At 53.4% G+C, this 13715-nt stretch carries 8 protein-coding genes; 3 read left to right on the top strand and 5 right to left on the bottom strand.

Going from position 1 to position 13715, the window contains the following annotated elements; genetic code table 11:
- The first annotated feature begins 244 nt into the window (after positions 1-244).
- The 3 genes from ACMAZB_RS00940 to ACMAZB_RS00930 all read left to right on the top strand — a co-directional run bounded on the left by ACMAZB_RS00940 (position 245) and on the right by ACMAZB_RS00930 (position 4864).
- A complete protein-coding gene (locus ACMAZB_RS00940) occupies positions 245-847 on the top strand; it encodes a TetR/AcrR family transcriptional regulator (RefSeq protein WP_435218794.1) in 603 nt (200 codons plus the stop codon).
- A gap of 116 nt (positions 848-963) precedes the next feature.
- Positions 964-3291: a TonB-dependent receptor gene (locus tag ACMAZB_RS00935; protein ID WP_435218792.1), complete on the top strand. Its 2328-nt coding sequence runs from the start codon at positions 964-966 to the stop codon at positions 3289-3291.
- A 172-nt stretch (positions 3292-3463) separates the two neighbouring features.
- Positions 3464-4864: a serine hydrolase domain-containing protein gene (locus ACMAZB_RS00930; RefSeq protein WP_435218790.1), complete on the top strand. Its 1401-nt coding sequence runs from the start codon at positions 3464-3466 to the stop codon at positions 4862-4864.
- Between the two features lie 74 nt (positions 4865-4938).
- On the opposite strand, the gene hemE is transcribed toward ACMAZB_RS00930, so the two are convergent.
- The 5 genes from hemE to aroK all read right to left on the bottom strand — a co-directional run bounded on the left by hemE (position 4939) and on the right by aroK (position 13714).
- Positions 4939-6006, bottom strand: a complete 1068-nt coding sequence (gene hemE / locus ACMAZB_RS00925) for a uroporphyrinogen decarboxylase (RefSeq protein WP_435218789.1) — start codon at positions 6004-6006, stop codon at positions 4939-4941.
- A 3-nt stretch (positions 6007-6009) separates the two neighbouring features.
- Complete coding sequence (locus tag ACMAZB_RS00920; protein ID WP_435218787.1) at positions 6010-7431, bottom strand: FAD-dependent oxidoreductase; 1422 nt, start codon at positions 7429-7431, stop codon at positions 6010-6012.
- Between the two features lie 11 nt (positions 7432-7442).
- Positions 7443-11927, bottom strand: a complete 4485-nt coding sequence (gltB, locus tag ACMAZB_RS00915; protein ID WP_435218785.1) for a glutamate synthase large subunit — start codon at positions 11925-11927, stop codon at positions 7443-7445.
- Positions 11928-12052: 125 nt separating this feature from the next.
- Positions 12053-13147: a 3-dehydroquinate synthase gene (aroB, locus tag ACMAZB_RS00910; protein WP_435218784.1), complete on the bottom strand. Its 1095-nt coding sequence runs from the start codon at positions 13145-13147 to the stop codon at positions 12053-12055.
- A 66-nt stretch (positions 13148-13213) separates the two neighbouring features.
- Positions 13214-13714, bottom strand: coding sequence for a shikimate kinase AroK (gene aroK, locus ACMAZB_RS00905; RefSeq protein WP_435218782.1), 501 nt, complete (start codon positions 13712-13714; stop codon positions 13214-13216).
- Position 13715 lies beyond the last annotated feature (1 nt).

The raw sequence follows: 13715 nt of genomic DNA, 5'->3' as shown, positions 1-13715 counted from the left end.
CTGAGGCAGTCGAGAATACCAGTCACTATAAACAGAGTAGCCCCGCCAAACTTGTAGCCGCCGGATCATTAGAGAAGCCGTGCCCCTGGGCGTGAAGGTGGGTTGCCAATCACCCGTTCACTTTGAAACAAGGTCAACTTAGTCCTGGCTCGTTAAAACGATGGCATCAGCTGGTCCAGTCGGCATACTGGGTGGGCCTACAGGCAGCAGAACCCTACGCGCGAATCAACGCACTATAAATACTATGGAAGATCACCGAACAGTAAAAAAAGACGGGCGCCATGCACGTGGCGAGCGAAATAGGCTGGCGATTCTCGAGGCATGCCTTGCCCTAATCGATGAGGGCTGGCTGGCCCCCACAGCCCAGCTGATTTCCGAACGCGCTGGTATCACCATCCGATCGCTGTTCCGCCACTTTCCGGATATGGAAAGCCTGTTTGCCGCGGCCAATAACGAAGTGCGCAGCAGGGCAGCGGGAGCCTTCGCCACGAAGGCGCGCGGGGGAAGTTTGGAAGAACGGGTCAGGGCAACTGTTGAGCGTTACTGCGAGGGTTACTCAGACCAAAAAAACCTTTTTCTCATGACCAAGGGACTCTCTTGGCGTTATCCCATCCTGAAAGACAACTATGCCCGGTTACAAAAGGACCTGCGGGACAACCTGGAATTGTTGCTGCCCGAAATCAGGCAGCTCGACACGTCACAACAAGAGCTGGCCCATGCCATCACCAGCTTTGAGATGTGGCACAGGTTGAGCGAACACCAGGAACTCAGCTCCCTCCGCACATTGAACCTACTAGTCGATGAGCTTTACCGCCTGCTGCTTCAGCACACTTCAATAAAGCAATAAAGCACTGTTTTAACCGGTTCTTTTTATGTATTGACACAATATATGTCGCCAATGTAGTGTCATAATGTATGACACAATAATCCTAACCTAAAATCAGTCAACCTTCGGTGCCACCCATGATGCCCTCTAAACTGCACAAGATAAGCCTCGCTTTGCCATTAACAATTGCTACCACCGCTGGCGCGGTCGCTGTCAGCGCACAGGAACTAGCGCTGGAGGAAATCATTGTATCCGCACAAAAGCGCGCAGAAAGTTTGCAAACTGTCCCGGTCGCTGTGACGGCGATCAGCGGCGAGAAGATCGCAGAGGCGGCTATCCTCGATATCCAAGACCTTACGAACTACGTTCCCAACGTGGTGATGTTTAACTCCCCGGGCGGTGGTAGCCCCGCAAGCATCTTCATCAGAGGGATTGGTTCTGGCAATAATTCGGCGTTCGAACAGTCGGTGGGAACCTTTGTCGATGGCATTTATGCCGGGCGCACGCGCCAGTTTTTGGTTCCCTTTATGGATCTACAGGCGGTGGAAGTACTTAAGGGGCCCCAGGGGGTGTTGTTTGGTAAGAACACCGTAGCAGGCGCGATGATTGTGAACTCAGCTCGCCCCACCGCAGATTTCGAGGGTGAAGTTCGGGCGCTGTATGAAGCCGAATACGGTAGCCAGGAATATACGGCTATCGTTTCTGGACCCTTGGGTGAACGGGTCAGCGGCCGGCTAGCAGGCAAACTGCAGAAATTTAATGGTTACATGGACAATCTGGTGCGTGGTACCGAAGAACCCGAAGTGGAGAACACGGCGATCCGGGGGAGTCTGTCCTGGGATCCCACTGACTCGGTTAGTGTCTATACAAAGCTGGAATACGCGGAGCAGGAAACTATCGGTAACAACACGCAACTGACCAGCATTGCGGGAAACTTCCGAGGACTGATAAATCACGCTGATGTCATCACACCAATTGAGACTGCTCAGTTCGATGATAAAAACACCCTCAACTCATGGAACGAAGAAGGTACGCAAACAGAATCACTCAACGGCCTAGTTCAGATCGATTGGGAACTCGACAACCTCACCCTAACTTCCTTAACCGGCTACAGCGACTACCAAGCGGATTTCGTTCTGGATGGCGACACCTCCGATTATCTGTTTATCGAGCAAGGCCAATATGAAGACTTTGAACAGATCAGCCAAGAGTTCCGCCTAACATCCCGCGCAGGCGGACCTATCGACTACATACTGGGTGTATATCTTGAGAGTCAGGAACTCACGGTCGATACCCCCACCGATATCAGCCTCATTGCCCTGTCGGCAATCAACGTCCCGGGGTCACCGGTGCCACCTTTTGAATTGGGCCAGAACCCTACCTATCAACAGGATGCCGAGACCGCCGCGGCCTTCGGGGAAGTGACCTGGCACATGGCAGACGACTGGAGCCTCACCGGCGGCTTACGTTATGCCTACGACAAGAAAGACGGTAATTTGATCACCCGGACAACTGACATTTTTGAGCGCGAGCAGACGACCAATCCCGTTCTAATTGGCGTAGCGCGCGGGCTGCTAAACCGAACCGATGCAGAAATCGATGAGGAGAGAAGCACTGGGAACCTCTCGTATTCGTTGAACCTGAGCTGGCAGTACGACGATGACGGCCTGGCCTATTTACGCAATACCCGGGGTTTCAAAAGTGGCGGTTTTAACCCAAATGTACCCGACGGTGACCCAAACAAATTTGAATATGACGATGAGGAAGTAAACAGCATCGAATTGGGCGCCAAAATGATGCTGCTGGATGGTGCCGCAACTCTGAACCTGGCGGCGTTTTATACCGAACTTACCAACCTGCAGGTAAGCTCCTTTGTGGACAGCGGTTTCATCGTCGGCAATGCGGCAGAGTCGACCAGTCAGGGGGTTGAAATAGAGGCTCGCTGGCAAGCCGCACCGTTTCTGGACTTTACCGTATCTGGCGCCTATCTCGATTCTGTCTACGACGATTTTCCGGGCGCACCCTGCACCGCAGACCAGCTAGCAGCAGATGACCCTGTTGCCAGTGGTTGCGAGGGCTGGGTGGCCTCCAACCCGACGGCCGGCACGACTAACCTCGCGGGGCAAACGGCAGGACGGGCACCCCAGTGGACGGGCACCCTCATCACCAATCTAACACTCCCCGTTGGTGACGCCATGCTTTTCCGTGGCACCGTGGACGTAATGTTTGAAGACGAGCTAAACACACCGGCTGATCCCAACTATCAGGATTCCTATGTGAGGGTGAACGCCCGCCTGGCGCTAGCGAGCACACTCGACACCTGGACCGTCGCCTTGGTTGGCAAAAACCTGACTGACGAGACCCTTTTCGGCAACGGTTTTGGTGTAGGCTTTTTCAGCGGCTCCTGGGCCAAAAACCGTCAACCACCGCGCACGGTAGCACTGGACCTGAGCTACCGGTTCTAGCCAGATTTTGTGCCGTTACTCTGCGCAATCCAGCCGTGACAGAGCAGGCCTCATTGACGGAGAGCATTCGGTTTCAATGGGGCGGGGCATACGGGGGCTGACAGCAGGCCGGCATTTTCGAAGAACCAAACGAAGCTGACGATGGCTGTTTTTTCACCAAGAGGGATGCATCATGAATCGTTCCATTAAAAAAAAATGGGTCCCCTTAGCTTTCTTGCTGGTTGTCTTTTTATGCGTTTATGCCCTCAGCTATCTCAATCGTCTCGGACCCCTCCCCGCTGGGTATGTTTCCCATGCTGTTTGCAGCGGCGTGTTCATCGCCCGGCGAGAATTTGATGAGGTCCTTGCTCACGATATTTCTGCGCTACAGAGGCGGCTGACCCGAACAAAGATTGCGGGTAACGTTGTCACTACGCAATTCGCATTCTGGCCCATTGGCGCGGCCAGCAAGACAGCCTATCGCCCTGGACTCGGCTGTGCGCGGTTTGAGCATGACTTGCTGACTGACCTTGAAGGGGCCGCATATCTGGAGCGTAATGTCGCCAAGGGTTCACTGGAGGGCAGTACTTGGCCGAAAGTGGTGATGAATCCGGAGGGGGTGGATGCAACACGTATCAACGCCGCACTGGATAGGGCGTTCTTCGATGACGCCATTGATTATGAGGAGCGGCAAAACACCCGAGCGATCGTGGTCTTTTACAGGAATCAATTAATTGCGGAACGCTATGCCGAAGGATTTGGCCCTGAGGTGCCACTGAATTCATGGTCCATGACCAAGAGTCTCACCAGCGCTCTCATCGGCATTGCCGTTGGCAGAGGGCAAATCGATCTTGCAGCTGCCTCGGGTCTGAACGGGTGGAGCGACCCAGTGGATCTGCGCAGTCAGGTCACCGTAGGTCACCTACTACACATGACAAGCGGTCTCGAATTCAATGAGGGTTATGAAAATGACCCCATATCCGACGTCAATCTCATGCTGATGACGGCCCGGGACCTTCCTGCATTTGCAGCGCAGTATCCGGTAACTGCGACACCGGGCACTCGCTGGGCCTATCAAACGGCGAGTCCGGTCTTATTGGGTCGCATTCTCCGTGACAGTTTTTCCTCTGACGAGGCCTATCAGCACTTCCCCCAGAGGGCTCTATTTCACAAGCTGGGCATGAACAACGCGCACTATCAAATGGATGGAGGCGGCACCTACGTGGGTGGTGCTTTTATGTATGCTACTGCAAGGGACTGGGCACGATTTGGGCTTTTGTACTTAAACGACGGGGTGGTCAACGACGAACGAATATTACCTGAGGGCTGGGTAGATCTAACTACGACGCCCACAGAAGCATCTCTGAAGTCTCGGGCCTACGCCGCCCAGTTCTGGCTCAATCAACCTGCCGCCAGTCATATGATGCCCCATATTCCCAACGACGCCTTCGCGGCACGAGGCCACTATGGCCAGTCGACCTTTATCATTCCCTCACGAGATCTGGTTGTGGTACGCATGGGCCAGACCTTCAACACCAAAGCCTGGGACATGGAAGGATTTCTCATCGATCTTTTGGCTGCGCTACCCCAGTAAGGCAGCGGGGCCGGGACAAGTGGACTGCCCCCGCCCGCGGTAAAGTACCCGATTCTTGAGTGCGCTTATTGGACCTAGCCGAGGTGGTACTGACCTGAGAGTTCAGTTACGGCGTCTACCATGGCAGACACGTGGTCAGGATTGACCCCGGGCGTGATGCCGTGGCCCAGGTTAAAGATATGGCCCGTACCCTCGCCATAGCTCTCCAACACACTCGCCACCTCACTGCGAATACGCTCAGGTGAGGCGAATAGCATAGAAGGATCCATATTGCCTTGCAGGGCAACTTTGTCGCCCACCCGCAGTCGAGCTTCGCCAATGTCGGTTGTCCAGTCGAGTCCTACGGCATCAGCACCGCACTCGGCTATGGCTTCTAACCACTGACCACCACCCTTGGTAAAGACAATAACAGGGACACGCCGGCCATCGGCCTCCCTGGGCAGCTGCTCAATAATCCGGGTCATATATTGCAGGGAAAACTCGCGGTAAGCCCCATGGCTCAAGGCGCCGCCCCAAGTATCAAAAATTTGCAGCGCTTGAGCGCCATGCTCGACCTGTGCCGACAGATACATGGCAACAGCATCCGCGAGCTTCTCCAATAACAGATGCATCATTGCGGGGTCGTTAAACGCAAGAGACTTGACCTTCGCAAAATCCTTGGATGAACCGCCCTCAACCATGTAAGTGGCCAGCGTCCAAGGGCTACCCGAAAACCCTATGAGGGGCACCTCACCCTTAAGCTCCCGGCGTATCAACGCCACAGCATCCATAACATAACCCAGCTCAGACACCGCACGACTGGGCTCCAGTGCTTCAATATCGGCGGCACCCTGAAGGGGCCGTTCAAAACCCGGGCCCTCACCTTCAGCAAAATAAAGTCCTAAACCCATGGCGTCGGGAATGGTCAAAATATCGGAAAACAAAATGGCTGCATCCATAGCGTAGCGTCGCAGCGGCTGCATCGTGACCTCACAGGCCAGCTCGGGATTACTGCACAAGCTCATAAAACTTCCAGCCTGCTGCCGAATTTCTCGATACTCAGGCAAGTAACGTCCGGCCTGTCGCATCATCCACAGGGGGGTTCTATCAACCGGCTCACGCAAAAGCGCTCGAAGAAACCGATCATTTTTCAGGTCTGACATAGATTAAACGCCCAAGTAGTCGAGAATTCCCTCAGCAGCCTGACGTCCTTCCCAAATCGCCGTGACCACTAAGTCTGAGCCGCGAACCATATCACCTCCGGCGAAAATTTTGGGGTTCGCAGTTTGAAATTTGAAGACCTGCTCTTCCGGGGCGACAACGGCATCCCAGTCGTTAACGGCCACTCCTTGCCCTTCGAACCAGTCCGCAGGGCTCGGCTGAAAGCCAAAGGCCATAATAATTGCATCGGCCTGAATGACCGTTTCACTGCCCGGGACACTCTCGGGGCGTCGACGCCCGTCAGCATCGGGTTCCCCCAAGCGAGTCTCCACAACCTTGATGCCAATAGCCTCGCCAAAGTACTCCATAACTTCTGTGGGCTGGCGGTTGAATAAAAATTCGACGCCTTCTTCTTTGGCGTTTTGTACTTCCCGTCGTGACCCCGGCATATTGACCTCATCCCGGCGATAGACGCAGTAGACCTTATCGGCTTGTTGACGGACGGCTGTGCGAACACAGTCCATTGCGGTGTCACCACCGCCAAGCACTACGACCGTCTTGTCGAACAGGTCAATAAAATTATTGGGGTTCTGGGGATAACCCATTTTTTCGTTGACGTTACCGATGAGGTAATCGAGGGCTTTGTGGACGCCAGGCAGGTCTTCACCCGGAAACTTCCCTTCCATAGCTTTGTAGGTGCCCATACCCAGGAACACCGCGTCGTGCTCAGCCATTAAGGTGTCAATTTCAACATCTACACCAATTTCCGTGTTCAGCTTAAACTCAATACCCATGCCTTCGAACACTTCCCGGCGCCGCTCCATAACCTGTTTTTCGAGCTTAAACTGAGGTATGCCGAAAGTCAGTAATCCACCAATCTCGGGGTAGAGATCGTAAACCACAGCTTTGACACCGTTACGTGCCAGAATGTCGGCACAACCCAAACCCGCCGGTCCCGCACCAATAATAGCAACTGATTTACCCGTAGGTATGACATCTGACAAGTCAGGGCGCCATCCCATCGCGAGAGCCGTATCGGTGATGTACTTTTCTGCATTGCCAATGGTCACTGCACCAAAGCCTTCATTGAGCGTGCAAGCACCCTCACAAAGACGGTCTTGTGGACAAACTCGCCCACAAACCTCCGGTAGTGTGTTTGTCTGATGGCTGAGTTCTGCCGCCTCAAACAAATTGCCATCAGAGAGTAGCTTTAACCAATCAGGAATAAAGTTGTGTACTGGGCATTTCCATTCGCAATAGGGATTGCCGCAAGAGAGGCAGCGGTGTGATTGTTCAGCAGCCTCCCCGGCATCGAAGGCATCGTAAATTTCGACAAAGGCCTCGGTGCGAGTCTCCATATCTTTCTTGGGCGGGTCCTCGCGGCGCACGTCAAGAAACTGGAAGTTGTTGGCAAGTCGATCACTCATAGCGCTCCCCCTTAGTCCGTGTCTCGTAAACGTGATAATAGTTTTTCAAAATCAGCAGCCTTGGGTGTCACGAGCCAAAATTTGCCCACGTAGTCTTCAAAATTATCGAGTATGTGTTGACCCCAGTCCGACTGGGTTTCAGCCACGAACTCCCGAATATTGTCACGCAGGTAATGCCTGTAGGCTTCCATGGCCTCACTGCTGACCCGATGAACCTCGACCAGCTCACTATTGATGCGGTCAATAAAGCTACGGTCTTGGTCTAATACGTAAGCAAAACCGCCCGTCATTCCAGCGCCAAAATTGACGCCGGTGGGACCTAATACCGTAATACAGCCACCGGTCATGTACTCGCAGCAATGATCGCCTGCACCTTCGATGACGGCGAATGCGCCTGAATTTCTAACGCCAAAACGTTCACCAGCGACGCCTGCTGCAAACAACTTACCACCGGTAGCACCGTACAAGCAGGTATTTCCGATGATCGAGGTATCCTGGCTAGCAAAAACTGAATCTCGGGGCGGGTACACAACCAGCTTGCCGGCTGCCATGCCCTTGCCCACATAATCGTTGCAATCACCCTCTAAATACATGTGCACACCGCCGGCGTTCCAAACACCGAAGCTCTGTCCTGCAGTGCCGGTTAATCGAATCTCAAGAGGAGTCGAATCGAAATCGGTATTGCCATAGCGGCGTGCGATTTCCCCGGAAATCCGTGCACCAATAGATCGGTCGCAATTGGTAATGCTGTAATGAAACTCGCCACCAGTTTTGCTCTCAATAGCAGACAGCATGTCAGCAACCATGCGCTCGGCCATCTCGGCACGATCAAACGGATCATTGCTGGTCACTTCACAGAACTGGGGTTGATCAGCCGCATCAGGATCTACCCAGACAATGGGACCTAGATCTAATCGAGCCTGCTTGTCAGTTTTCCCGGGCAAACGCTTCAACAAGTCGGTGCGCCCAATCAAATCCTCGAGTCGACAAACTCCCAGCTTTGCCAGCCACTCCCTGGTTTCTCGAGCAACGAAATTAAAAAAGTTAATGACCCGTTCCGCATCGCCATTAAAGTGCTCTTCACGCAGCACCGCATTTTGTGTAGCAACACCGGTAGCGCAGTTGTTGAGATGGCAGATGCGTAAATACTTACAGCCCATTGCCACCATAGGTGCGGTGCCAAAACCAAAGCTCTCGGCCCCAAGGATGGCGGCCTTGATAACATCCAGACCGGTCTTCATTCCACCATCGGCCTGAACCCGGATTTTACCGCGCAAACGGTTGCCACGAAGGGTCTGGTGCACTTCAGCAAGCCCAAGCTCCCAAGGAGACCCAGCATGACGAATCGATGTCAGCGGACTCGCTGCGGTACCACCGTCATAACCAGAAATCGTAATCAGATCTGCGTAGGCTTTGGCAACGCCTGCTGCAATCGTGCCAACCCCTGGCTCTGAGACCAACTTCACCGAAACTAGTGCCGTGGGATTGACCTGCTTAAGGTCAAAAATCAGCTGCGCTAAATCCTCGATAGAATAAATATCGTGGTGAGGCGGCGGGGATATCAATGTCACACCTGGCACCGAGTAACGCAACCGGGCGATCAAGTCGTTGACTTTACCACCGGGTAGCTGGCCCCCCTCACCGGGCTTAGCACCCTGAGCCACCTTAATCTGCAATACCTCTGCGTTGACCAAATAATGAGGCGTCACGCCAAATCGACCTGACGCTATTTGCTTAATTTTAGAGACGCGATTGGTACCAAAGCGTGCAGGATCCTCTCCACCCTCCCCGCTGTTTGACCGGGCCCCCACATGGTTCATGCCCATCGCCAGAGACTCGTGAGCCTCAGGGGACAGGGCGCCCAAAGACATGCCGGCTGAATCAAAGCGCTTTAAAATAGACTCTATTGGCTCAACCTCATCTATAGCGACAGGCTCACCTGATAAATCTAGGTCCAACAGGTCGCGAAGCGCAGCAACCGGGCGATCTGTACAATACTGGGCATAGCGTTGATAGTCGGCATAGTCACCCGTCGCCACAGCTTGCTGCAGTGTCATCACGACGTCGGGGTTGAAGGCGTGATACTCGCCGCCATGAACGTATTTTAGTAACCCCCCCTGATCCAGCGTCTTACGCCGCGACCGAGCTTTCGCGGCCACTTGCCAGAGATCGCGTTCCAACTCACCAAAACCCGCTCCCGCTATTCGGGAAGCAACGCCAGTAAAGCAGACATCGACAATTTCTTTGTCTAGGCCTACGGCCTCAAAAAGCTGAGCACCGCGATAGGAGTTGACCGCTGAAATGCCCATTTTGGACATAATCTTCAATAAACCCTTGTTGATCCCTTTGCGGTAGTTTTTATAACAGCGCGTGGGATCCCCTAACAGTTCTCCTGAGCGCAATTGGCCTTCGAGAATACTGTAGGCCAGATAGGGATAAACCGCGGTAGCGCCAAATCCCAGTAGGCAGGCAAAGTGATGCGAATCTCGCGCACTACCGCTCTCTACGATCAGGTTAGCATCCGCTCGAAGACCTGAACGAATGAGGTGGTGATGAACTGCACCCGTTGCCAACAGACTGTGAATTGGAAGTCGACTGTCGCCAATCTGCCGATCCGATAAAATCAATAGCGTAGCGCCACCGCGAACCGCCGCCTCAGCCGTCAAGCATAGTCCCTCAACCGCAGATCTTAAGTCGCCATTTTCAGGGTCATAAGTGGCGTCGATATCAGCGATCTTTAGTTTCTCGTCCTCAATATTCAACAGCGTGTTGAACTTTCCTTGGGACAGAACCGGTGACGTAAGGCTTACCCGATAAGCATGCCCCTCAATTTCGTCAAATATATTGCCCTCGCCCCCCAAATCGACCTCAAGGGACATCACAATAGATTCACGAAGTGGGTCTATTGGCGGGTTAGTAACTTGCGCAAATTTTTGCCGGAAGTAGTCGTAGATCGAACGGTCCCTAGCGGATAGAACTGCCAGTGGCGTATCGTCTCCCATGGAGCCCACCGCCTCATTGCCCGACTCTGCCAGTGGCCGCAAAACCTGATCACGCTCTTCAAAGCTCACCTGAAACATTTTTTGATAGGTGTCTAGTTCAGACTCAGGAATACCCGGAGCTGATTCTCCATCAAAGCTTCCTTCAATATATCGCGCGTTGTCTCGCAACCAGCGCTTATAAGGGTGGCGCGACTTGAGCATATTGTCGATATCATCGGTGTGGAGCACCTTACCTTCCTGAGTGTCTACGACCAGCATCTGCCCGGGCCCAACGCGCCCCTTGGCAATGACATCGGCGGTTGAGTAACCGTGTGTGCCAACTTCGGAAGCCAGCGTTATAAAACCATCGGTAGTGGTCACCCAGCGCGCGGGCCTCAATCCGTTACGGTCCAAAAGACAGCATGCGTAGCGTCCGTCAGTGAGTACGATTCCCGCAGGACCGTCCCAGGGCTCCATGTGCATAGCCTGGTATTGATAAAACGCTTTGAGGTCTGGGTCCATTCCTTCAATGTTTTGCCAGGCAGGGGGGATCAACATGCGCAATGCACGAGGCAGCTCGACACCACCGGTGGTCAGCAACTCCAACATATTATCGAGGCTCGAAGAGTCAGAGCCCGCTGTGTTGACCAAAGGAATAACGCTTTGAAGTTCTGGCAGCAGAGGCGACGCCAGTTTTGAAGTTCTGGCACGAGACCAACTACGGTTGCCCTCTATCGTGTTGATTTCTCCGTTGTGGGCCAACATTCTAAATGGCTGAGCCAATGGCCATCGGGGCAAAGTATTGGTTGAGAAGCGTTGGTGAAAAACGCAGATCGCAGTTTGCAGCCGGTCATCATTAAGATCTGGGTAAAAACGCGCCAGATCCTCGGGCATCACCAACCCTTTGTAGGAGACCACCTGATCAGAAAGGCTGCAAATGTAAAAATCCGGGTCGTCGACCATGGCAATTTCGGCCTGACGCCTCGCCATAAATAAGCGTGCAGTGACCTGCGCATGATCAAGCTTTTCTGCGTCAATAAACACTTGCTCGATATGTGGCAGCTGATCAAGGGCAATCTCACCACAAACCTCTGGATTGAGGGGCACCTCACGCCAGCCTATAACCGCGAGCTCGTTGCCGGCTAAAGCGCTCTCTAGCGCCGCCTTTGAGGCTTGCTGTGCTGCGGGCTCAGCACCCATGAAAATCATTCCGACCGCGTAATGTTGACCTAAGTCCTTGGCAAAATGAGCTTGTGCCTCGGCGCGCATAAAACTGTCCGGCATCTGCAGCAGCAAGCCGCAGCCATCACCCGTCTTACCATCCGCCGCAATACCGCCTCGGTGAGTCATACAGGTTAAAGACTCAATAGCCGTTTCTAATAAGCGATGGCTGGGCTGACCTTTGATGTGGGCGATCAGACCAAAACCACAGTTGTCCCGGAATTCCTCAGGGCGGTAGAGGCCCTGCAGGTCGGTCGAGACTGGCGCGACACCCGCAAAATCAGTAGGGGTCATAAATACTCACACTCAAATAGGTCGGCAATTTAAACCGGAAACAAGCCCGCCCGTCAGGGTCAAGGCAAAAGGCTGGGTATTTTACACATGTAGGAACGGCGGAACAATTCTGTTGTTGAGGGCCTTTACTCCATGGCTTGGGCAATTTCCTCAATAGTCACATCATCAACCAAACAGGCCTCACCCAACCTTTGAAGTAAAATATAACGAATTTTGCCTCGATCGACTTTTTTATCCCCAGCCATAACCGCGAGGAAACCCTCTGGCGACATCTCTTTCGGTGGTTCGACGGGCAGGCCAAAACTCGTAAGGAATTGCGCCAGCTGGGCGACGGTTTCACCAGAAATCTGGTCCCTCGCAGCGGAGATTTTAGCGGCCATGACCATGCCGCAAGCGACAGCCTCCCCATGTAACCAAGCGCCGTAACCCATTGTTTGCTCAATCGCATGGGCAAAGGTGTGGCCAAAGTTGAGAATGGCCCGCAGCCCACCCTCCCGCTCGTCCTGGGAAACAACCTCAGCCTTTATCGCACAGCTTCGCTGGATAGCTTCAGCCAGGACCTCATTGCTTCGGCTACGCAGCGCATCGCTTTGCTGCAGTAGCCAATTAAAGAACGCAGGGTCCCAAATGCAGCCGTATTTGATCGTTTCAGCAATACCTGCGGCAAACTCGCGATCAGGGAGTGTCTGCAAAGAATCGAGATCAATCAGAACCGCCTTAGGCTGATGAAAAGCACCTATCATATTTTTGCCTAGTGGGTGGTTGACCGCTGTTTTGCCGCCCACTGAAGAGTCGACCTGGGCCAGCAGTGTTGTTGGCAACTGAATGAATTCGACTCCCCGCAAAAAACACGCTGCGCCATAACCAGTCAAGTCGCCAATAACGCCGCCACCTAGCGCGATAAAGATACTACGGCGTTCATGATGATCCCTAAGGGCTTGCTGCCAAATAGTTTCGGCGCTCATGAGATGCTTTTGGTCTTCTCCGTCAGGCAAAATTACCTCAGTGACCCTCCGCATCTTACCCAAAGCTGCCCGAACCCGTGCCATATACAACGGGGCAACCGTATCGTTACTCACCAAGACCACTGGAGCGTCCCCTAGCAACTCTGAAAAGCGATCACCGTCACCCAGGCAGCCGTGACCAATGATAATTGGGTAGCTGCGATCAATAGCGCTAGCGTGCAAATCGACCTGAAGACTATAAATTGGCTTGGACATAATCGAGTGACTCGTGAAAACCGTGCATCAAAATTAGTTATCGGAACTGATCTTTGCCTGATCGTCTCAGGATCGAGAATCTGATATTGGCTCACCCAAAGCAGAAACAATCTGCTCCGCTAGCTGCCGCGCATTTTGTTTGGCTGTTGGCAGCGTGAGATTGGCAATCTCTTTGTAGAGGGGCTCTCTTGTGGCCATTAGGTCGGTCAAAACACGCCGCCTATCCTGCCCTGCGAGCAACGGCCGTTTCTGGTCTTTACTCGTACGCCTGACTTGCTCGCGCAGCGTGGCCTCCAGATACACCACGAAGCCACGTTCACTCAAAACACGACGGTTCTCCTCTCTCAATATGGCACCGCCACCTGTGGCCATTACGATGGCGCCCTTAGATGATATATCTTCTAGCACCTTGGCTTCTCGGTCGCGAAAACCCGATTCACCTTCTATTTCGAATATCCAAGGTATATCAGCTCCAGTTCGCTGTTCGATCTCTGTATCGGAGTCAAAAAACTCAAAATCCAGTAACTGGGCTAACGCCCGCCCCACCGTGGATTTTCCGGCCCCCATA

It is taken from the genome of Luminiphilus sp. nBUS_07, from assembly GCF_051201685.1.
GTDB lineage: Bacteria > Pseudomonadota > Gammaproteobacteria > Pseudomonadales > Halieaceae > Luminiphilus.
This window is presented reverse-complemented; position numbering and strand designations above follow the sequence as displayed.

Excerpts from the sequence above, each read along its gene's own strand:
- ACMAZB_RS00940 (WP_435218794.1), top strand. The coding sequence starts at position 245 with ATGGAAGATCACCGAACAGTAAAAAAAGACGGGCGCCATGCACGTGGC.
- ACMAZB_RS00935 (WP_435218792.1), top strand. The coding sequence starts at position 964 with ATGATGCCCTCTAAACTGCACAAGATAAGCCTCGCTTTGCCATTAACA.
- ACMAZB_RS00930 (WP_435218790.1), top strand. The coding sequence starts at position 3,464 with ATGAATCGTTCCATTAAAAAAAAATGGGTCCCCTTAGCTTTCTTGCTG.
- hemE (WP_435218789.1), bottom strand. The coding sequence starts at position 6,006 with ATGTCAGACCTGAAAAATGATCGGTTTCTTCGAGCGCTTTTGCGTGAG.
- ACMAZB_RS00920 (WP_435218787.1), bottom strand. The coding sequence starts at position 7,431 with ATGAGTGATCGACTTGCCAACAACTTCCAGTTTCTTGACGTGCGCCGC.
- gltB (WP_435218785.1), bottom strand. The coding sequence starts at position 11,927 with ATGACCCCTACTGATTTTGCGGGTGTCGCGCCAGTCTCGACCGACCTG.
- aroB (WP_435218784.1), bottom strand. The coding sequence starts at position 13,147 with ATGTCCAAGCCAATTTATAGTCTTCAGGTCGATTTGCACGCTAGCGCT.
- aroK (WP_435218782.1), bottom strand. The coding sequence starts at position 13,714 with ATGGGGGCCGGAAAATCCACGGTGGGGCGGGCGTTAGCCCAGTTACTG.